We start from the raw sequence: 20,766 nt of genomic DNA, 5'->3' as shown, positions 1-20,766 counted from the left end.
CGGAGTGCTATGAGTTTTCAACGCCAACACATGTCTAAACGCCATGCTTTAATAGCGCTTATTTTTGCAGTGGTCGTGTTTTCGCTCGCAGGCTGTGCGCACCAGACAACCTCGGCACCGCTCTATGAGCGCCTGGGTGGTAAAGCATCGATTGATGCGGTGGTCGAGAACCTTTTATACAGGATTGCCGATGATCCCGATGTAGTGGTGTTTTTTGCCAACACTAACATTGACTTATTTGCCGAATCACTGGCCAGCCAGTTGTGTGATGTGAGCGGCGGCCCCTGCCGCTATGAAGGTCCACCAATGGATCGTGCTCACCAACATATGGGGCTAACGGACGTGCATTTTAATCGCGTGGTAGAACATCTTGATGCGGCAATGCAGGAGGAAGGCATTGCCCTTGGCGCTCGTAATGAGCTGCTGGGTCGGTTAGCCCCAATGTATTCAGATATTATGCGTCTTCAGTAACTTGCCAGCCGTCACGCCCGGTTGTTTTTACCCGATAAAGAGTCTTATCAGCAGTCTCGTAGGCAAGCCAGACAAAAAAAAGCCAGCCCAAATTGGGCTGGCAACAGGAGGCTTACTAATGCAAACCCCCTCCCCTGACAAGGTTGACAGGCGCTGGCTCGGCTATTTCTCGCGGTCATCTTTTTTACGTAGATGATCGCGGATCACGAAGCCGACCCAACCCACCATGAAAGCGATAACTAAAGCGACGGTGGCCAAACCGAAAATAATTGTGTCATCCCAATACATGGTGTTTCCTCCCGCCGTGATGTATGCGTTCATACTAGCCACTCAGCGGCGGGAGAAAGCTGACCTGGGTCAAGTTACGTAGGGTGGGGGAAAGCGGTTAAACAAGAAATTGATTCGGGTCAATTTTGGGGATTACCCGCAGTGTTTCGACCCTATAGCACCTTGCGGTCCTCAACTTTACTGTGCTCGGTGCCCGGCGGTAATGGATGGCCTTTGGCCAGTTCCGCTCGGGTCGCGTCGCGAACGTCCAAAACGGTTACTTTATAGTTCAGCGTGCGCCCGGCAAGCGGGTGATTGGTATCGACCGTTACACGGCCTCCGTCGATGGCTAAAACGGTGACAATTTGCGGGCCAGCCTCGCCTTCGGTTTGAAAACGACTGCCGGGAGTCAACTCAGCCCCGCCGAAAGAGCCGCGGCTAACCTCTTGAACCAGATCTTCGTTACGCACACCATAAGCATCGGCGGGCATTAGTTGAACGCTTAGCTCGGCGCCTGCCTCTTGACCCGCTAATGCATGCTCTAATCCTGAAACAATATTGTCGTGGCCGTGCAGATACTCCAGCGGCTTGTCGCGCGCCTGGGAGTCATCCAATACCTGCTTGCTGCCATCGTTGAGCACGTCGCTAAGGACATAGTGCAAGGTAACGACCTGATGCGCCGTAATCGACATGGAAAACTCCTCTCCGGTAAGCTATCGGCTTTGTGATGGATCACATACCTAGCTTATCACTTGCCTGTTGCTAACGTCTTTCCCTGGAGTAGCGCTTAATGCTCAGCCCCACCCCCCAGCGCAGTTGGTTTGCCGCGCTGGCTATTTACTGTCGTGCCCCGGTTATTACCATGCTGTTTTTGGGCTTTTCCGCCGGCTTGCCGTTTCTGCTGGTGTTTTCAACGCTATCCGCTTGGCTGCGCAGCGATGGCGTTGAAGTTGCGGCAATTGGCTTTTTCGCCTGGATCGGCATGCTCTATTCGATTAAGTTTTTCTGGGCGCCGGTGGTGGATCGGTTAGCGCTTCCACTTTTGACCCGCGCTTTTGGCCAACGCCGCAGCTGGATGCTACTGGCCCAAACAATGATTGCGGCGGGCCTTGTCGGGCTTGCCGGTGTCAGCCCGGTGGGCAACCTGGGGTGGGTGGCCATTTTCGCGCTATGCATCGCCTTTGGCTCGGCTACCCAAGATATCGCAATAGACGCCTATCGCATTGAGTCTGCCGACGATGACGTACAGGCAGCGATGGCGTCTACGTATATTATCGGTTATCGCGGCGGCTTGCTCGCTGCCGGCGCCGGCGCACTCTACATCGCGGCATCGGCCTCTTGGGACGTAGCGTATCTCAGCATGGCGGCGCTAATGAGCGTTGGCGTTCTCACCGTGTTACTGCGCCCTGAACCTAAGCGCGCCTCGCTCTCTATTCAACTTATCCATGAGCCCAAGGTGCGCGCATTTATTCGCGCCAGTCGTGGCAAACCGAAAATGTTGCGTCGCCTAGGGGCCTGGAGCATTGGCGCGCTCGTCTGTCCGTTCACCGACTTCTTTCACCGTTACGGGGTGAAAGCAGTGTGGATTTTGGTGTTTATTGCGGTTTTTAGAATCAGCGATTTAGCCATGGCCTCAATGGCTAACCCGCTGTATATCGACCTGGGTTTTTCGTTGGCCGAGATTGCCAACGTGACCAATATTTTTGGTATTGCGATGAGCATTACCGGGGGCATATTAGGCGGGCTGTTCGTTGCTCGCTACGGCATCGGCCCGCTGCTGATCTTCGGCGCGGGGTTGGTGATGGTTACCAACTTACTGTTTGCCGTCCTTGCCGTGGTGGGTAACCAGCTCCCTATGCTGGTGGTGACAATCATCGGCGACAACCTCGCCAACGGCTTAGCCAGCGCGGTGTTTATCGCTTTTCTTTCGAGTTTAACCTCGCGCGCTTACACCGCGACGCAGTACGCGTTGTTTTCGTCGTTAATGACGCTGCCAGGAAAATTTTTAAGCGGTTTTGGGGGGCTCGTGGTCACCGCCCAGGGCTACCCAAGCTTTTTTGTCATCGCGACATTGTTGGGTTTGCCAGCGATTATATTGGCGGTCTGGATCAGCCGAGATAAGCAGTTGGTGCCGACACCAGAGCCCGCATAAGCGGGCTTTAAAGCTTGAAATGAAGGATAGCAAGGCTACCTAGCGGTGGGCTTCGAGCCAATCCAGCGCGCCGGGTGTGGTGCGCCACTGGTCGCGCATCAAAGTGCGGTACTGCCACGCCTCGGCCCGTGAACCGGGATCGACCTGGCCATCGGGATGAGGCATGGAGGGGCGCGGGCTCTCGGCGCACAGAAGCTCAAGCGCATAGCGATTATGGCCAAGCACATCCTTCAGCGCGGTTTCCGCAGCTTCATGCTGTTCAAGACGATACAGTGCTAAGGCTTTCCCCATTAGCAGCCCCAATACTAACGAGCCGTCATCATCGCTGTCACTTTCTTCGGCTAGCGCCAGCGCTTCCTCGTTGCGATCATCGCGCAGCAATTGATCCAGCACCAGCTCGCGTAGGCCAAGGCTATCTTCCTGATCAATCAGCAATAATTCTTCAGCCAGTTGGCGAGAGTGCTGACGCGCGCCGCGCTCCATGCCAACGACCAAGGCTAACCCAGTACGCAGCAAGATGGCGTTATTGGCATCATCCCAGCATAGGCTACCATCGCCCTCTGCCTTGGCTTGCTCTAACCAGCGCGATAAACGCTGTGCCAGCGGCTCTAGCAGGGTCGGCGCCATCCAAGGCAAGCTGCCAAAGCGGCTGGTCAGTGCCAAGGTTAAATCTTGAACGACCTCCGGCGCATCTAGCCATTCGGGATGCGAGCATAGCGCCGACATCCACTCAACCGCGTTGCCCCAGGGGTCATCGCGAAAGCCTAGCGCGACGTCTTCATCCACCAGCACCTGAAACTGCTCGTGCCAAGTGGCAAACAGCGTCGCTTCACGAGCACTGGTGTGATAAAGCAGTTTCCCGCTTTGAGGGTCGGCTTGAAGATCGATCTTGGGGGCGGTGGGCAACGCGGCCAGCAATGATTGAAGCGCTACTAGCGGCGTCGCCAAATCCTCTTCTGCGCTAAGCAGTTGATCCGCCAACGTGGCGCCGGGGTTATCGGCTAATGCAGCCAGGAATTCAAGCTGGTCTTCATCCAGCTCGCCTTGACGAACCAGGCGACGGTACCAGAAATTTGCCCGTTCTTTGGCTTCCTGCTCGTGGCCTTCATGCAGCAATAGCATGGCCTCAATGTAGGCCAAGGTGGGCGAATCGGGCAGCGCCTGCTGAGCTTTAACAAAGGCGCCACGAGCGCTATCCAGGTCATCGTTATCCAAATGCATTAAGCACAGGCGCTCAAGCGCTACGCCGCGTAAAAACAGCGGTCCCCGCTCCATAACCTCGTCGAGCAAATCGGTCCGTTTACGGTTAAAGCCACGTTCTTGGTAAATATCCAGCAGAATTTCAAAGGCCGGCTCAGCCTGTTCGGGCAGCCGTGACCAGTCGCTGCCATCAAACAGCGATTCGAGAATTTGCATAGCGCGACCGGTTTGGCCGCTTTCAGCGGCAATCAAACCTGCTTCTAGCAGTGCTTGCGGCGGGGCTTGCTGGCTATCCAGCGCGGCTTTCAAGGTGGCGCCTTTCCATTCGCGCAGCGACAGCATCCACATCATTTGCTCGGGAATTTCAGTGGGAAACTCAACCTGATAGCAGCACTGCTTAAATTTGCGTCCAGAATCGCACCAGCACGGCTCGTTACGCCCTGGCGTGGCGAGAGGCTCGCAGGCAAAGTTTAGCCGCTCCAGCGGCGTTTGCGACCACAGCACAGGGGCAAGCGCCTGGGCCATTGCCAAATCGCCGTCAAAAGCATCCGCGCCTTTGGCACGCACCCATGTCATGAAGTCCGGATAGTGTTCTTGTTGCCTGATTGCCGAGAGTGCCCCGGAGGCAAATCCCAGCAGCTGATCGACCCATACCGCCAGCATTGCCGTCTCCACTTATAAAAAACCATGTTGAAAAGCGCCATAGTCTAACATGACCATTAGCTAACTCGCAGAGAGGATTGGCGACATCGTTAGAGGCTGCTAGGGTGCCAGCTATTCACCCAACCGCGCAGCGTTGAAATCAGCGGGAGCCAACCAATGAAAGCACTGACACTCACCACCTGCCAAGGGTCCGATATAGCACCTCACCTCCAGGCACTCGCCCGGCTGCGTATTCGGGTATTTCGTGATTATCCTTACCTTTACGATGGTGACCTAGCCTACGAGGCGGATTATTTAGGCCGCTACGCGAACAACCCTGCCAGCCTGTTCGTACTAGCGTTTGACGATGAAGAGCTGATAGGCGCCGCGACCGGACAACCGTTGGTGGATGAAGTCGACGAGTTTCGCCATCCGTTTGAAGCGCACGGTATCGCACCCAGGCGGGTCTTTTACTATGGCGAATCGGTGCTGCTTCACGATTACCGCGGCCGTGGCATTGGCAAGCACTTCATGGCAGAGCGAGAAGCCCATGCTAAACGCCAGGGGTTCGATAAAGTGGCCTTCTGCGCCGTGGAACGCCCGCCCGGTCATCCACTGGAGCCTGCCGACTACCGCCCGCTGCATGGCTTCTGGCAGGGCCTGGGCTATCAGCGCCAACCTGAACTGACCACCACCTTCGCCTGGAAAGATATCAATGAGCCTAGCGAAACCTCCAAGCCGATGGTGTTTTGGCTAAAAACGCTCAATTAAGCCGTGCGCGCCCTGGTTAATAGCGGCGCGGTACGTTTATGCATATCTAAACGAGCCCCCAGACGCACCAGATTCCAGTAGTGACCGTTGAGCGCACGGGAGAGTAACAGTGTGTCCGCCGGGGGCTGTAGCCGGTCCATCGCCGCCCACACTTTGGGCGTTAGCTCACGCAAACGGCGATGCACCCGGACGTCGCTAAAATCTTGCTCTCCCGGCGAAAATAACGGCGCCACGCACTCCGCCGCTTCACGATAGAGCGCCAGTGGCGCGCCCTGCCCCTGGCGCCCACCCATGTTCAGAAGCGCCTCGTCCATGGCCATGGCGTCATATTTCAGCGTGGCATCAAGCAACTGCATCATGGCGGTTAGCCGCGCTTCGGGCACGCTAATCACAGCGCCTAAATCGTAAATCACTAGCCGCCCTTGCTCATCAGCGGCAAAATTGCCCGCATGGGGGTCAGCGTGCAGCTCGCCGTAGCTGAACAACTCTTCAGTCAGCCAATCCGCTAATGTCTGAGCAATACCTTGACGCGTGGCGTCATCGGCCGTTGCCAAGTCGCGCAGCGGCGTCCCGCCGACAAACCGCATGGCTAATACGTGTTTGCCGGAGAGCTCAAGCAGCGGCTCGGGAATCACCAATTGCGGGTTATCCTGATAGCGCTCCCTGTAGCGCGCCAGGGCGGCAGCTTCCGCAGGGTAATCCAGCTCCTTGCGCAAGCCCACTGCCAGCTCCTCAAACAGCGCATCAAGCCTGGCCTGGGGCACCTTAAACCAGCGACCCAAGCGCATAATGCGCCGCACCTGAATCAAATCACTCTCTAACACTTCTGCTAGGCCTGGGTACTGTACCTTGAGTACCACAGTGTCGCCCTCAAGGGTGGTCGCCCGGTGCACTTGACCCATGGAAGCACTGGCAAACGGGCGCTCTTCGATGTTGCTAAAATAGTGGTCAATATTGCCGTACTGCAGCACCAACGCTTCGCGAATACGTGGCCAGGGCATGGGTTCTGCCTGACGCTGTAAGCGAGCCAGCTCCTCGGCAAGATCAGGAGGTAACAGATCGTCCCACTGGGACATTACCTGAGCCAACTTCATGGCCGGGCCTTTCAGCTCCGAAAGCCCTTCAAACAGCGCTTCGCCCAAGGCGCGCCAATCCGCTTGCCCCCCTAAGCGGGTCTTTAGCATCGCACCACCGGTACGTGCGCCCAAGCCCATCAAGCGTCGTGTTCTGCCGCGCTCACGCATTGACTCTCTCCTTGTAATTCATCATGTCGCCGTCGCGTCGCTCAGTCTGGCGTTTTGTACATGACATAAAATTAGCTATACAAACTATGTACAAACTAACAGCTTTAACGCTATATAGCATCACTCGATTGTCGGCCCTGGTGCCTTGCGCTAACACCTCAATGGGTCTGATACCGCGTGTCTGCTACCATAGCCGCCATCAAAGGATACGAGTAAGGCCCCGCTGCTATGCGCCTGATCATTGCCGAAAAACCCAGCCTCGCCCAAGCCATTGCCGAGGCGCTTCCCGGCACTAGTAAGCGCCAGGAAGGCGCGATTAACTGCGGTGACACCACTGTCACCTGGTGCCTTGGGCACTTACTTGAGCAGGCACCGCCAGAGGCTTACGACCCCGCCGACAAACAATGGCGGTTGGACCGGTTGCCCATCGTGCCTGCCCAGTGGAAGCTGATGCCCCGCCCGAAAGCGCGCGGCCAACTGGCGGTGATTCGCAAGTTGATCAAGCAGGCCACGGACGTGGTGCACGCGGGCGACCCTGATCGCGAAGGTCAGCTGCTGGTACAGGAAGTGATCGAGCACATGAAGTATCGCGGCCCGGTGCAGCGGCTGCTGATTAGTGACCTTAATAAACCTGCCGTAAGCCGAGCACTCGCCAAGCTGCAATCCAATACCGAGTTCCAACCCCTTTTTCAGGCGGCGCAGGCCCGCTCCCGCGCCGATTGGCTGTATGGTATTAACTTAACCCGCGCTTGGACGCTCACCGGCCGCCAGGCGGGGCATGATGGCGTACTTTCCGTCGGCCGCGTGCAAACACCGGTACTCGGGCTGATCGTGCGCCGCGACAACGCTATCCGTGATTTCAAGCCGCACCCGTTTTACCCACTATGGGTGGATCTCAAGGTCGCTCAGGGCCAACTGCGCGCTTGGTGGGCGCCCAAAGAACACGAACCGCTGGATGAGCAAGGCCGCTTGATTAATCGCGCGCCCGCCGACGCTCTGGCGGCCCGACTTCCTGGCGAATCAGGCCAACTGACCCAACTTGACCAGCAGGAAAAACGTCAGGCGCCGCCGTTGCCCTACTCGCTTTCCGCACTACAGGTAGACGCTGCCCGCCGTCACGGGCTTTCTGCGCAGATGGTCCTGGATATTTGCCAGCGGCTGTACGAGCGCCACAAGCTGATTACCTACCCGCGCTCGGATTGCCGCTACCTACCTGAAGAGCATCTCCAGCTTGCCCAGCGCAGCTTAAGCGGCGCCTGCCAAAACGATGATGCGCTACAACAGTGGCTCAACGGCGCCGACTTCACCCTTCGCTCCAAGGCCTGGAACGATAAGCAGGTCGGCGCGCACCACGCCATTGCGCCCACCGGTAAACCGGCCGATTTCAGCCAGCTTTCCGATACCGAAGGCCATGTGTTTCGGTTGATCGTTCGCAACGTGATGGCACAGTTCTACCGCCCGCTGCGAACCTTTGAAGCAAAAGCTGAATTTACCCTGGTTAACGAGGCCTTCCGCGCCCGTGGCCAAAGTGTTCTCGACCCCGGCTGGAAACCGCTGTTCACCACTCGGGAAGATACCCCACCGCTGCCGCCACTGACCCAAGGCGAAGCCTGCCAAGCGCTCGGTGCAAGCGTCGAGGAGAAAGAAACCCGCCCCCCAGAACCCTTCACCGATGCCAGCCTGATCAAGGCGATGATGAACATCGGCCGCTACGTGGACGACCCCACCGTTCGGCGCACCCTGCGCGACACCGACGGACTGGGCACCGAAGCCACGCGTGCAGGCATTATTGAAACTCTAGTCCAGCGCGGCTATTTGGTACGCCAACAAAAAGCCCTGCGCGCTACCAAACTGGGCAGCGCCTTGATCGCCGCCCTACCTAGCGCCGTAAGCACCCCCGAACGCACCGCGCTTTGGGAGCAGCGCCTGCGCGCCATCGCTGAGCAGCAGGACGGCGCGCAGGCGTTTCAGCAGGCGCTGCTGGAGGATTTACGCGGTCTGCTCACCCATAGCGATGCAGGCAAGTTAAGGCACAGCTTGCAGACCGCCGAGGGCGAAGCCGGTGGCCCAAAGCGGAGCACCAACAAACCACGAAAGCGCTATAGCGCCAAGAAACGAAATAGCGGCGACGGCAACATCCGGTCCAGGCGTTGACAGGATATTCAACCGCCAATAATGCATGGCGCTGGGGGCGTCTTGCGGGTCATCCCGCATTAGAATCATCACAATGACGATCTCACTGACGTCGTTAAATCCTAAAACTCGACGATGATGCTGCCAATCACGTCTATTGTGCTGCTCCATTCGCTGGCTTAAACAATAGGCTCACTGGTAATGATAGACGGTCGCCCTTTCTCGCTCTAAGGCCACCATTTTGACATCATCGGTTTGACGGTGAGCCCGTGGATAATGATCGAAAGCACGATCACCACCAGCGTAATGTGGATGAACTCCACCGCCCGTGCTTCAGGCAGACCGAACACAATGGCGAACATCAGGTAATAGATCGAGCCGATACCACGCACGCCGAACCAGCCCACCAGCATCTGCAGCCGCATCGGCGTACCTGAGCCAAGCAGGCCGATAAAAACGCTGGCTGGGCGCACGATAACAAACAGAAATAGCGCCAGGCCAACCGCCTGGTCACGAAGAGAAAATTGTAGAAAAAGGCGATTCGAAGCTGGACGTTGTGGCCAGGCGGCGGATTCCGTCGAACATTCATGACTCAAGGGGGCTCGACCTGAAGCGAACAAGCAGGCATGGTAGATATTATCATTCACCATGAGCGAACCAACGGGAGGTTACGCCAATGCCGCACGGTCTTACTCAAACCCTACGCATGATAGGGCTATTATCGATTTTGATCTTTTCACCCACCGCCTTAAGCCAACAACAACCGGGGGCCGCTTCCGGTGATGGTGTCACCACCGAGTCGTTCCAGGACTGGGAAGTCCGCTGCCAGCGTAATGCCGAGGGACCGACACCTTGTGCGATGGTGCAAATGATCACTCAACCTGACAGCAACCAGCCCTTGATGCAGGTGATTTTCGACTACCCGCCTCAGATCGATGGCCCGGTGATGAGCTTCTTCGTGCCGCTGGGGGTACGTCTGGCCGCGGGCCTGCAATTGAGAGTGGATAACGGTGAGCCAATCCAGTTCCCTTATCAGGTCTGCCTAGAGCAAGGGTGCCGTGCTGACACTCCCATTGGGCCGTCGATGTTGCAGCAACTGCGCGTTGGCAATACGGCAACCCTCAGCATGATTGGTCCACGCGGTAACCAGATGGATTTAAATATTTCGCTGATCGGCTTTACCGACGCCAGCACCCGCATCGCTCCCTGATCTTAAGGAGCTTCCCCGACAAAGCCGGCCCACAAGGGCCGGCCCTAGCGGGCCCGTTATCATCGACCAACAGAGGGGAAAGCAAGTTTCTCTTGGGTGATTGACTAACGACGAGCTTAATCAGGAAGTTTTGGTGGGGCCGACGTTTACTTTTTAATATGCCCCTCATGATATAACAATGCGCGATGTCACTTTATGCGCTAACATCAAATATTGAAGGCTGTTTTCATACAGTTTGATTGGTCAATTAACAGAGATAAAAAAAATGAGCAAAGGACAAGACAGTAAAAAAAATAGCAAAAAGAAACCCCTTTTAACTGCCAAAGAAAAGAAAGCTGCAAAATCATCTAAGAAAAGCGAAACCAATGTACTAGGGAATTAAACGAGCCTAGCTAGCTAAATACTAAGGTGCCCTGCCAAGGCCAATATCCCAAATGCAATATTGTCTAGGCACCGAAAAAATAAAATAATTAGAAACGTGATTCTTGGCATATGAAGGCCCCTGCCTGCATTGAAACGACGGCGAAGCCCTTTAATGGTTTCCCTTCTACTCCCTTTCGCCCAGATGAACCCCTCATATATTCAGTAAATGGGAGCTTACCTGGTTGTCTGATCTTGAAAAAGTGTCATCATTTTTTCAGCGTTGACTGGGTGGCTTAATAAGTAGCCCTGAATAAATGGGCACTCCATCTCCCTTAAACGCTGCAATTGAGATTGGCTCTCAACACCCTCTGCGATGATATCGATATTCAAAGCCCGACCCAAAGACAAGATACTTCTGACGATAGCGTCGCTGCGCTGGAATGCCATCATTCTGGATACAAATGACTGATCGATTTTGATGGCGTCAATGGGGTAGCGATCAATGTAGCCGAGTGCGCTGTAACCTGTCCCAAAATCATCCAATGCTATACGGACACCAAGCGCTCGAAGGCTCTCCAACACTCGCGCTATGGTATCCGGTTGGTGAAGGAAAACGGATTCAGTGATTTCAACCTGAAGGTCTTGGGCGTCGATACCCGTCAGGGCAAGGATATCTTTTATCTGGTTAACATACCCTGGCCGATTAAGCTCTACCCCCGACACGTTCACGTTCAGGTGCAATTTCAGCTCGGGAAACTCAGCCTTCCAACGTTGCAGTTCAGCACACCCCTCTTGCATGATCCAGTAACCTAATTGGTGTATGACCCCAATATCTTCGGCGACTGCGATGAAGCGGTCTGGCGGTACTTGACCGAGCACTGGATGACGCCATCTCACCAATGCTTCTGCACCGGATATCTCACCTGTAAGAGTGCTGTAAATTGGCTGGTAGACAACAGAAAATTCATTATTCGCTAAGGCCTGCTTCAGAGCATTCTGCATCACTAACGCATCAATAGCCGCCTCACGCATTGATACATCAAATAAAGCCCATCGCCCTCGACCCTGTTTTTTGGCTACATACATGGCGATGTCTGCATCTCGAAGCAGGTCTTCTGCCGTGGTATGCGTAACGTCAGCGGTTACTATGCCTATGCTGCAAGAGGTAAAGATATCATGCCCGTCAATGACAATCGGCAGACTTAATTGATCGACAATGCGCTGAGCAAGTTCGATTGCCAAGGATGATTGATTATCACCAACAAGCAGGATAGCAAACTCATCTCCGCCGACTCTGGCTAATGCCTCTTCTTCTCTAATACAGTTTTCGAGTCGGCGTGCGACCTCTTCGAGAAGAATGTCGCCCGCCCGATGACCCAAGCTGTCATTAACGAATTTAAATCTATCAAGATCCAGAAAAAGTACGGTGGCGGCAGGTTTCTGCTCATAAACACTATTATTATAAGCACTATTATCAAAGACCTCTAATAAAAGCGCCATCAGGTAGGCCCGGTTATGCAACGACGTTAAGTCATCATGGTAGGCGGCATAGGACAACTCTGCTTCAATGCGCTCCCGCTCCTGTAAACGACTTTCCAATGCAACCTTTTCTTCTCGATCTGCAAGCGCCTGTAAGGTCAAATGCTCAAACTTTTTACGCTCACTGATATCCCGCTGCACGGATACCCAATGTGTGAACCAGCCTTTCTCGTTAGCAACGGGAACAATGCTAAGCTCGACCCAAAATTTGCTGTCGTCGCGGCGGGTATTGAGGATCTCGACCTCTATTGGTTGCCAGCTTGAAAGCGCTTCCCGGATCAAATCCAGCGTTTCACGGCTGGTTTCGTCACATTGAAGTATCCTCGGTGTCTTTCCGATGACTTCGCCTAGTGAGTACCCCGTTGTGCTTAAAAAAGCCGGATTGCAATAAACGATCCTGGGTCCAGGCTCGTCAATGGGCTCTGCCTCTGTAATCAGGATCGCGTCTTTCGCATTCACCACCACCGATTCCAACAAGCGAAGGCGTTCCAGGAATGGTTTTTGTTTGGGGAGCAATAACCCTGTTTGCGATTGAAGGGTGTTACCGATAAGCGCAGCATGCGTCTGCAAGGCATACACTTGTGCCGTGCTTAATCGTTGCTGGAGTAAAGGGCTGCTTACGAATAATGCCCCTGTTATTTTTTCTTCTTCGCCCCGGATAGCGACGCCCACGACAAATTCATGCCCTAGGCTGCGTAGCTGGTGAAAATAATCGGGGATAGATTGCCCTAAGGCGTTATTAATGATGATCGGTTGATTATTAGTCAGGCTTGATTTCACCCAGCTTTCAATCGAGGTATCAAACAGAAGTGGGGACTCACCTCCGCAGCTCGCTAAAAGGTTCCAACTAGCCTCTGCACCGCCTACCAGGAACCCGTTTGGGCAATCTGCTGAGTAAGCTGCAGCCTTGACTAGCAAATTCAAAGCATTTTGAAGAGATTCGTCGAGAACAAAAGCCATTTTGGTTGCCTGCAGACATTTTCCTAATAAAAATTAATCATGGGTCGGCAAAATTTTACCACCTGAATTTTCATCGTGCAGAAATAGTATTAGATGAAAAGTACCACATAAAAAAACGGCAATACCAGCAATTAACCGCTGCTCAGTCATCGCGACGTACCCAGCGCTGATGGGACGAAAAAACACCGTGTGATGACCGATTTTGCATCTTTTTCCATTACATTTTTTTATTAAACGGCCTTTCTTGCTACAGTAATATTTACAATAAAAAAACTCAAAAACACAACTGAAGATTTAAAGCAAGGGAGAAAAAAATGTTAAAACGATCATTCAAGACCGCCGTCCTTGCCACGGCCGTTACTGGCGCCATGGTATCCGCTGCACCGGCATTAGCGCAGCAAGACACCGCGGCCATGCAGCGTCAGCTGGATGCTCTGCGTGCTCAGGTCGAGCGCATGGAACAGCAGCTCGAAGCCCAATCGTCCGCCCAAACAGAGGCGCAAAACCTGGAAGTCGCGCGGACGCGTGAGCTCGCCGAGGAAAATCGCTCGCTGCTTGATTCGGTCCAGGACTCTCAGTTCACTGGCACCCTTCAGTTGAAAGGTGTTTATAACGATTGGGATGAAGTCGACAAGGACACCGGCGGCGACTTAAACTTCGGCAAGTTCGTACTGGGTGTTGATGGGCAACACGACAACTTCTTGTACTCGTTAGAGTATCGCTTCTACGACGGCTACCAGTTTCTCAAAAAGGGCTGGATGGGCTATGAAGCCAGCGATAGCGACACCGTCAAGGTGGGCCTGATTCAGACACCGTTTGGCAACATGGATTACGGCTACCTCGGCTGGTACGGCAACCTGCCTTACCTTGCTGGTTTCAACGACAACCAGAACGCGGGTATCACCTGGGATCATTCCCAGGGCGCCTGGGACACCACGCTGGCCTTTTTCAAGAGCGACCAACTGGGTGATGGTAACGAGCACTATGGCGCCAACCCGGTGGGAAGCAGCGCTCAGGGTAACTCCGAAGAAAACCAGGTGGCCGGTCGTGTCGCCTATACTTTTGGGCGAGGCAGCGACTACACGACCGAAGTCAACGTCTCGGCCAAAGGCGGTCAGCTCTACAATCAGCAGACCAACGATAGTGGTAATAGCTGGCAGGCCGCTGTGGGCCTGAACGGCAATTATGGCTCTTGGATTACGCAGCTTCAAGCCACTGCCTACGAGTACGATGCCGAAAACCCGGATGAATCGGTCAGCGGCATTTCCGACAATGTCATGCAGATCGGCGCCTTCAACTTTAACTACCTGATCCCCGCCGAAGGCCAAATGTATTCAGCCAGCCTGGGCTACAGCATGGATGTTGACTGGGGTGCCATCGACAACCTCTACTTCTATAACGATTTCAGCTATATCAGCCCGGAAGACGATTATTCACCGGTCAGTGGTGGTTTCGGCGATGTCGACGATCCGATGCTCAACGACCTGGGCATGAAGGTGACGGCTGGCCCGTATTACGCTTGGTTCAGTGTTGTCGCCAACAAGAATGCGCTCGGTTACTTCGGTTCACCGACGGATGATCAATGGCACACCAGCGTGCAGACCAACTTCGGCTTCAATTTCTAAACTATTTTTTAACTCAGTTACGCATTTTACGCCCCGTTTCTCCCGAAGCGGGGCTTTTTGCTGGCGTCACGGTTCAAGTGTCCGAGTGATCTTTTTTTAGCTTTGAGTGTGCGGCTTTTTTATTGCTGATGGAACTCGAAAAGAAAGGCACCACATAAAGCACCAGCCAGGCAAGAAGCGTACACAGCACCGCTGTCTGCTCGCGGCCCAAGCCAACGGCGATGCCTATGGCAGCGGTAAACCAAATGCCTGCTGCGGTGGTCAGGCCTGTCGCCGCCTGATCATCCTTGCCGGTGATAATGCTGCCAGCACATAGAAATCCAATCCCGGCAATAACGCCTTGAATCACCCGACTCATCTCAGAATCAGAAATACCTGCTTGCTGTGGAATTAAGACAAATAACGCCGCGCCCATGCAAACGAGCATGTGGGTACGAATGCCAGCTGCCTTGCCACTTTGTTGGCGCTCGAGCCCCAACAGGCCACCTAGTAAGATTGCAATTAGTAACCGAACCACCAAAATAATAAATTCACTCAAATCATTAAAATCCGAAAACTCAGAAATAATGACGCTTCGAATCATTTCCATTGCTTCGTTCCTATTCGGCGATATGACATCAGTCTTTGGCCAGCTCGGCGCGGTTGCGCCCTTCTTGCTTGGCACGGTAGAGCGCCTTGTCGGCACGACTAATGACGTCATCAATGCGCTCCGCACGACGATGAAGCGCCACACCCAGGCTCAGCGTAATCGCAAGATTGCCTGCAGAAGTAGCAAAAGCCGGTTCAGCCACAGCACGACGTATTTTTTCGGCGACAGCCAAAGCGCTCTCCTCATTGGCATCCGGAATCAGCATCAAAAATTCCTCGCCACCCCAGCGAGCAACCCGATCACCACTGCGAAGGTTGGCATTAAATCGACTCGCCAGGATGATGAGCACCTCGTCGCCCACCTCATGACCGTGCTGGTCATTGACAGCCTTAAAGCGATCCAGGTCAGCCATAAGAACGGCAAAGCACGGCCCCTTGCGCTCTGCGCGGCTCCATTCTGCTTGCAACTGCGCCTGCATAGCACGGCGGTTAGGCAGGCCGGTGAGCGCATCGGTTAATGCATTGTGTGCAAGCTGCTGGCTAGCAATGAACGAGCGCCGGTGCTCCTTATAAAGCATTGTCGCGATGACAATACCTATGCCCATGGCTAAAGGAATGTAGATCAACGGCGTAACGTTATCAGGTAATCCGTAGCCTGACGCCGCCAAAAAGCTCACGACGGCAAGTAGAGGCAAACCGTAGACAATCGCCAAGTCTCTGGCCCCATAGACGGTAGCCGTCGCCATGGCGACGATGGCCATGGTCAACCCCTGATTGATATAAAGGAAGTGTTCCTCTTGCTGCGAATAGTGGAGAGTGAACATGGAGGCCATCATCCCCACTACCGATAAATTCAGCGCCAATAGCAACGGATAGGTCCAGCAGCCCTTAACTTTATTCAGGTAAAGCACTAAAAAGGTGATGGCCAGAACGGCAGTGGGCAAGCGGAGGCTATTATGTTGCCACACCAGCTCGTCGTTATGGTGGCTCAACAAGGTAGCTTCCAGGGTTGCGAATACGGGCAACAATACCAAGACTACGCAGGACAACAAGAAGCCAAGTCGACGTGAAAGCGCGTATTGGTAAAGCAAAAAATCTTCCCGCCATTCGGCAAGTATTGGCACATGCTTTGTCATCATCACCTGTTTCCGGAACTGAACAGTTTTGCAACCACCCACCACCTAACTGGAAACACCAGTGATATCAGAATTTTCTGGCGTGGCTAACGGGCTTTACAGCACTGCATCATCTTATGGGGTGCTCATCATGCCCGAGTTAAGCCGCTTTGCGAAATGACAGCGGCTTAAACAAAGCCCAAAAAAAGCTTAATAAGGCTATTGGCGCGTGGCCAAGAATTGCCCTTTCCCCACCGGTACGGTGCAGGTCGTGACATCGGGAGCTGCCGTTACCTGCCCCATAAATGCCGCCATTTCATCGGCGTGCGAAGTAGCGTTATCTACCACGAGAAGACCCCCCGCTCGCAAAATGCGTTTGATATTCGGCCACCACTGCAAATACTCAGAGCGTTTAGAGTCCAGGAAAATCAGGTCAAACGAAGAATCGTCCGTGTTTTCAAGCAGCCCGCCCGCCTCTCCCCGAAGCTGGGTAATAAACGCAGAGAGACCAGAACGCTCAAAGTTTTCGACCGCCAGGGCAAGCTTAAACTCGGCCTGTTCAATCGTTGTGACGTGCCCACCAGTCTTTCGCACCGCTTGCGCCAACCACAAGGTGGAATAACCGTTGGACGTGCCAATCTCCAGCACACGTTGTGCGCTTGTTGCCTGGGTAAGCACCGAGAGAAACTCTCCAGTATCGCGGGTAATATTCAGCATTCGCCGTGGACGGTCAGCGATAGCCGCATCGTTTTCCTGACCAAATTGCTCTAACTCAACAAGCAACGCTCGAAATGACTCACTCACATCCTCCCCCTTTCACCCAATGGTTCGGTAATAATCAACTGACTATTTCAGCTTAACGCACCCATTCATCTTCGCCAGATGGGTGTCGCTTAGCGGGCCAAAGGCCGCCGCTGCCTAACGCTTACCCCATCAGAGGTTTATCATCGAAAGCGTTGACGAGGCCGCACCACAAACCAGCTCGCCAGCACTAAGCCGCCAAACACGGTGTAAACCACCATGAAAATCCAGTCAGGAGCGTTGTAATAGAGCAGGCTCTGCAGCCAGTGCTGAATAAACGACCCCGCATAGGTAGCGGCGCCTGCCTTAGCCCTTAGCGCCATTTCCCAGGTAGTTAACGGGCAGATCGCTCCCAACCAAGATTGCACCACCACATAGCCGATGGCGCCTAAATGTATGATGCGAAACACCCGGTTGCGCACCCACTGCCAGTTCAAAAAATAGCCCACATACACGACGAGCAAGCCGAGTACAACGAAGGCGACGAACAGCAAGTGGATGATCAGAAGCGTATCGGCGAGCAGGAGTAGCAACGTGGAAGGCATGAGTCGTTATTTCCGGCTGGTAGCGCATGAACTGCCATTTTCGACAGCATTGCGGGTGGGCTGTTCAGCTAGTCACGCTTCCTAAGCCGGCTGAACTAGAGTCCTACTTTGAACCATCACCATAACCCCAGCTGAACGACCACCTAGCGCCCTGGCAGCAGCGTACCGATATATCGTGACCGCCCATACAGTCAACCAGCATTTACCCTCGGCGCCTCGATCCCTGCTGATCGCGCAATGAATTGCGCTCCTACAAACCCCGGTGCACGCACCCAGCCCTTATAGGAGCTCGATTTGTCGGGCGATCAGGCTATCTGCTGGCGTTCACCTTCGGCGTCTTGATCCTTGCTGATCGCGCAATGAATTGCGCTCCTACAAACCCCGGTGCACGCACCCAGCCCCTGTAGGAGCTCGACTTGTCGGGCGCGATCAGGCCGTCTAGGGGCATTTACCTTCGGCGCCTCGATCCTTGCTGATCGCGCAATGAATTGCGCTCCTACAAACCCCGGTGCACGCACCCAGCCCCTATAGGAGCTCGATTTGTCGGGCGATCAGGCTATCTGCTGGCGTTAACCCTCGGCGCCATGACCCTTGCTGATCGCGTAATGAATTGCGCTCTTACAAATCTCGAGGCGATTCAAAGTACGGTGGCAGCTTTAGGCTTTCCGGTTGCCAGATTGGAATCGGCAACCAAACCCAGATATCTCAGGCAGTTCTCCTTGAAGGTCATTCAGGTTGTTGGGCGTTGTCCTCAAACTCTGGAGAAGTATCCACCAGTCGCGCACGAAGGCGGGGCAGTTGCGATGGATAATGCTGCTGTATATACGTCACCAGACCCTCACGGATAGCGCATCGCAGATCCCAGTTCTGGCTTGAGTTACGTGCACTCATAAGGAAGCGGACCTCTAGCGCCTGATCATTGGAGTCGGTTACCTGAACAGTTGCCACTTTGCCATCCCACTGTTTCATCGTATCCAGCAAGCGCAAAAACTCCTGGCGTAGTGGCTCGATGGGCATAGTGTAGTCAACCCAGATGAAGACCGTGCCCTGCAAATCCGTCGTATTCCGCGACCAGTTCTGGAAAGGGTGCTCGATAAACCACTGCAACGGTACTATAAGCCGACGCTGGTCCCACACTCGCAAGACCACATAGGTTGCCGTCACTTCCTCGACCCAGCACCACTCACCCTGCACGTATAGAACATCATCAATGCGGAACGGCTGGGCGAGCGCAATTTGAATGCCCGCTAACAGGTTACTAAATACTGGCCGTGCCGCAAAACCCAGGATAATACCGCCAATACCTGCGGACGCCAGCAGGCTGGCACCCACTTTCTGGACCGGCTCGAAGGTCATCAGCGCGGCACCAATACCCACGATGAGAATGAGAACATTCAGGCAACGGACCAAGAAGCGTGTCTGCGTCTCTACCCTGCGGGCCCGTTTCCACTGCCCTTCCAATACCGGATTCAGCAGCACGATAACGTCGCCAATGACTGAGGTCAGGCGAACCGCTGCCCACGTCAGGGACAGAATCAGTAGCAATGTGACCACTTGTTTCAACGGTGACAAAAGCAGCAGATCATCCGGAGCGCCATTGAGCGTTGCCCTGAGCGCCAGCAGGCTGGTAACCAAGCCCAGCGCCTTGGCAGCCGCGTCCAGAAACAGGCGAGGAACGGTTCGCCTTTTTGAAAAGTGTCGGATCACCGCTAGCGTCAGCCTATAGAGGGTGTAACTGGCTATAACGGCCAGCAGCGATGAAATGCCCGGCAACATCCAAGCCTGCAAACCCGCTTCCAACGTTTTCAACATTGCCCTTTCCTTCTGGATGGTGGCTCCATCCAGAACAAACTAATATATGCGGATTGGAAAGGCCAGAAAGTCACCCAACGCGTTGATAAATATCTGTTACGTTTGGGTCTTGTTGCCATGCTGCCACCTAATGATGTCTTGGTGCATATTTGCATCTATAACCAGGTGACCAAATTCACTATGCCACTACAATCAAGCCGATAGCACGGTATTGGCCAACCAACCGTTGTAAGCCAACAAGCCCGCCAGTAATACGCTGGCCTCGATGCGATTAATGCGGCCCTGACGGCCGCGAAAGCCGTAGCCCATGACAAACAGCGCCACGATCATGGCCATCATCACCGGCCAATCCCGCAACATGATGTCCGCTGAAAGCGTTTCCATCGGCGCTATGACACCGGCGATGCCGACTACCGCTAGCAAGTTGAACATACAGGAACCCACGACGTTACCGATGGCGATGTCGTGTTCACCCTTGCGTACCGCGGCAATCGATGACGCCAGCTCGGGCAGCGAGGTGCCGAGGGCCACGATGGTTAGCCCTATGATAAGGTCGCTTACGCCCAGGGCACTCGCCACGGAAACAGCGCCCCAGACTAGCATCCGCGAACTCACCAGCAGCAGTGCCAGGCCAACGATAAGCCAGAGGATGGCCCGTCCCAATGTCAGGGCATGCGAGACGAGTTCCTGTTCGGTCTCCGAGGCCAACGGGTCATTCTTGCCCCTCAGCGCCTTCCAGATTGTCCAGCCCATCAAGCCAAAGAAGCCCGCCAGTAGAAGCAGCGATTCGAGTCGACTAAGTACGCCATTCCAGAACAGCATGCCGGCTAACACGCCAAACAGAAAAAGCAGCGGAAGTTCACGACGGATGATTGTCGAATGTACCGCCATCGGCACGATCAGAGCCGAAACCCCGATAATAAGGCCAACGTTGTAGATATTGGATCCCAATGCGTTGCCGAGCGCTAGATCAGGGTTGCCATCCAAGGCCGCCATTATAGAGACGAGTATTTCCGGTGCCGAGGTGCCGAAGCCAACAATCACCATGCCAATGACCAGTGACGGCAGCCCGAGATGCACGGCCACCGCCGCAGCTCCGTCAATGAAGCGGTCGGCGCTCCATAGGAGCAAAACGATCCCCAGGATGATGGCGAGAATAGGTAAGAACAAAGCGTTTCCTCAGTGGTGAAAAATGGTGCTATTAATGGCCCACCAACTGCCAATATCTTCGCACTGGTCATAATTAGAGTATCCGGAAGGAAACAACAACGTTGCTCTCAGCGCAAAACGCTGAGTCGGTTGCGCAGTCCCTTTCCGTTTAGGGTATC

General features: G+C 54.4%; 18 protein-coding genes. 6 read left to right on the top strand and 12 right to left on the bottom strand.

Annotated elements, in window-relative coordinates; all coding sequences use genetic code 11:
* Window positions 1–9: 9 nt before the first annotated feature.
* Entirely contained in the window at window positions 10–471 is a 462-nt protein-coding gene (locus tag RZA33_RS02460; protein WP_317506265.1) for a group 1 truncated hemoglobin, read from the top strand.
* Between the two features lie 162 nt (window positions 472–633).
* Here RZA33_RS02460 and ccoM read toward each other — a convergent pair whose 3' ends face one another.
* Entirely contained in the window at window positions 634–759 is a 126-nt protein-coding gene (ccoM, locus tag RZA33_RS02455) for a cytochrome c oxidase subunit CcoM (RefSeq protein ID WP_317506264.1), read from the bottom strand.
* A gap of 152 nt (window positions 760–911) precedes the next feature.
* Window positions 912–1,430 carry a peptidylprolyl isomerase gene (locus tag RZA33_RS02450; RefSeq protein ID WP_317506263.1) on the bottom strand — a complete coding sequence of 173 codons (519 nt, stop codon included), beginning with the start codon at window positions 1,428–1,430 and terminating at the stop codon, window positions 912–914.
* 98 nt (window positions 1,431–1,528) lie between these two features.
* Between RZA33_RS02450 and RZA33_RS02445 the strand changes: the two genes are divergently transcribed.
* Window positions 1,529–2,890 (top strand): AmpG family muropeptide MFS transporter, encoded by a 1,362-nt coding sequence (locus tag RZA33_RS02445; protein WP_317506262.1) that lies wholly within the window; start codon window positions 1,529–1,531, stop codon window positions 2,888–2,890.
* Between the two features lie 39 nt (window positions 2,891–2,929).
* Here the strand turns inward: RZA33_RS02445 and RZA33_RS02440 are convergent, their stop codons facing one another.
* Window positions 2,930–4,753 carry an SEC-C metal-binding domain-containing protein gene (locus RZA33_RS02440; protein ID WP_317506261.1) on the bottom strand — a complete coding sequence of 608 codons (1,824 nt, stop codon included), beginning with the start codon at window positions 4,751–4,753 and terminating at the stop codon, window positions 2,930–2,932.
* Window positions 4,754–4,909: 156 nt separating this feature from the next.
* Between RZA33_RS02440 and RZA33_RS02435 the strand changes: the two genes are divergently transcribed.
* Entirely contained in the window at window positions 4,910–5,503 is a 594-nt protein-coding gene (locus RZA33_RS02435) for a GNAT family N-acetyltransferase (protein ID WP_317506260.1), read from the top strand.
* Here the strand turns inward: RZA33_RS02435 and RZA33_RS02430 are convergent.
* Window positions 5,500–6,747: an AarF/ABC1/UbiB kinase family protein gene (locus RZA33_RS02430; RefSeq protein ID WP_317506259.1), complete on the bottom strand. Its 1,248-nt coding sequence runs from the start codon at window positions 6,745–6,747 to the stop codon at window positions 5,500–5,502. The two genes, RZA33_RS02435 and RZA33_RS02430, sit on opposite strands and share 4 nt — an antisense overlap.
* Before the next feature lie 228 nt (window positions 6,748–6,975).
* Here RZA33_RS02430 and RZA33_RS02425 point away from each other — a divergent pair, with 228 nt between their 5' ends.
* Entirely contained in the window at window positions 6,976–8,901 is a 1,926-nt protein-coding gene (locus RZA33_RS02425) for a DNA topoisomerase III (protein ID WP_317506258.1), read from the top strand.
* Window positions 8,902–9,107: 206 nt separating this feature from the next.
* Here RZA33_RS02425 and RZA33_RS02420 read toward each other — a convergent pair whose 3' ends face one another.
* Window positions 9,108–9,530 carry a cation:proton antiporter gene (locus tag RZA33_RS02420; RefSeq protein WP_317506257.1) on the bottom strand — a complete coding sequence of 141 codons (423 nt, stop codon included), beginning with the start codon at window positions 9,528–9,530 and terminating at the stop codon, window positions 9,108–9,110.
* A gap of 26 nt (window positions 9,531–9,556) precedes the next feature.
* Between RZA33_RS02420 and RZA33_RS02415 the strand changes: the two genes are divergently transcribed.
* Window positions 9,557–10,090: an invasion associated locus B family protein gene (locus RZA33_RS02415; RefSeq protein WP_317506256.1), complete on the top strand. Its 534-nt coding sequence runs from the start codon at window positions 9,557–9,559 to the stop codon at window positions 10,088–10,090.
* 597 nt (window positions 10,091–10,687) lie between these two features.
* Here the strand turns inward: RZA33_RS02415 and RZA33_RS02410 are convergent.
* A complete protein-coding gene (locus RZA33_RS02410; protein WP_317506255.1) occupies window positions 10,688–12,952 on the bottom strand; it encodes an EAL domain-containing protein in 2,265 nt (754 codons plus the stop codon).
* 314 nt (window positions 12,953–13,266) lie between these two features.
* On the opposite strand from RZA33_RS02410, the gene RZA33_RS02405 reads away from it, so the two are divergent.
* Complete coding sequence (locus RZA33_RS02405; protein ID WP_317506254.1) at window positions 13,267–14,577, top strand: hypothetical protein; 1,311 nt, start codon at window positions 13,267–13,269, stop codon at window positions 14,575–14,577.
* 73 nt (window positions 14,578–14,650) lie between these two features.
* Here RZA33_RS02405 and RZA33_RS02400 read toward each other — a convergent pair whose 3' ends face one another.
* From RZA33_RS02400 to RZA33_RS02375, 6 genes are all read right to left on the bottom strand, one after another.
* Window positions 14,651–15,166 (bottom strand): MgtC/SapB family protein, encoded by a 516-nt coding sequence (locus RZA33_RS02400; protein WP_317506253.1) that lies wholly within the window; start codon window positions 15,164–15,166, stop codon window positions 14,651–14,653.
* Between the two features lie 28 nt (window positions 15,167–15,194).
* The gene (locus RZA33_RS02395) at window positions 15,195–16,304 is read right to left on the bottom strand and encodes a GGDEF domain-containing protein (RefSeq protein WP_317506252.1); all 1,110 of its coding nucleotides are present in this window, start codon (window positions 16,302–16,304) and stop codon (window positions 15,195–15,197) included.
* Window positions 16,305–16,499: 195 nt separating this feature from the next.
* Complete coding sequence (locus RZA33_RS02390) at window positions 16,500–17,084, bottom strand: O-methyltransferase (RefSeq protein ID WP_317506251.1); 585 nt, start codon at window positions 17,082–17,084, stop codon at window positions 16,500–16,502.
* Between the two features lie 140 nt (window positions 17,085–17,224).
* Window positions 17,225–17,626: a DUF2784 domain-containing protein gene (locus RZA33_RS02385; RefSeq protein ID WP_317506250.1), complete on the bottom strand. Its 402-nt coding sequence runs from the start codon at window positions 17,624–17,626 to the stop codon at window positions 17,225–17,227.
* 726 nt (window positions 17,627–18,352) lie between these two features.
* Window positions 18,353–19,438: a mechanosensitive ion channel family protein gene (locus RZA33_RS02380; protein WP_317506249.1), complete on the bottom strand. Its 1,086-nt coding sequence runs from the start codon at window positions 19,436–19,438 to the stop codon at window positions 18,353–18,355.
* Window positions 19,439–19,630: 192 nt separating this feature from the next.
* Entirely contained in the window at window positions 19,631–20,608 is a 978-nt protein-coding gene (locus RZA33_RS02375; RefSeq protein ID WP_317506248.1) for a calcium/sodium antiporter, read from the bottom strand.
* Window positions 20,609–20,766 lie beyond the last annotated feature (158 nt).

Source organism: Halovibrio sp. HP20-59, assembly GCF_033052795.2.
Classification (GTDB): domain Bacteria; phylum Pseudomonadota; class Gammaproteobacteria; order Pseudomonadales; family Halomonadaceae; genus Vreelandella.
The sequence above is the reverse complement of the archived record's forward strand: the minus strand, read 5'-3'. Positions and strand labels throughout refer to the sequence as shown.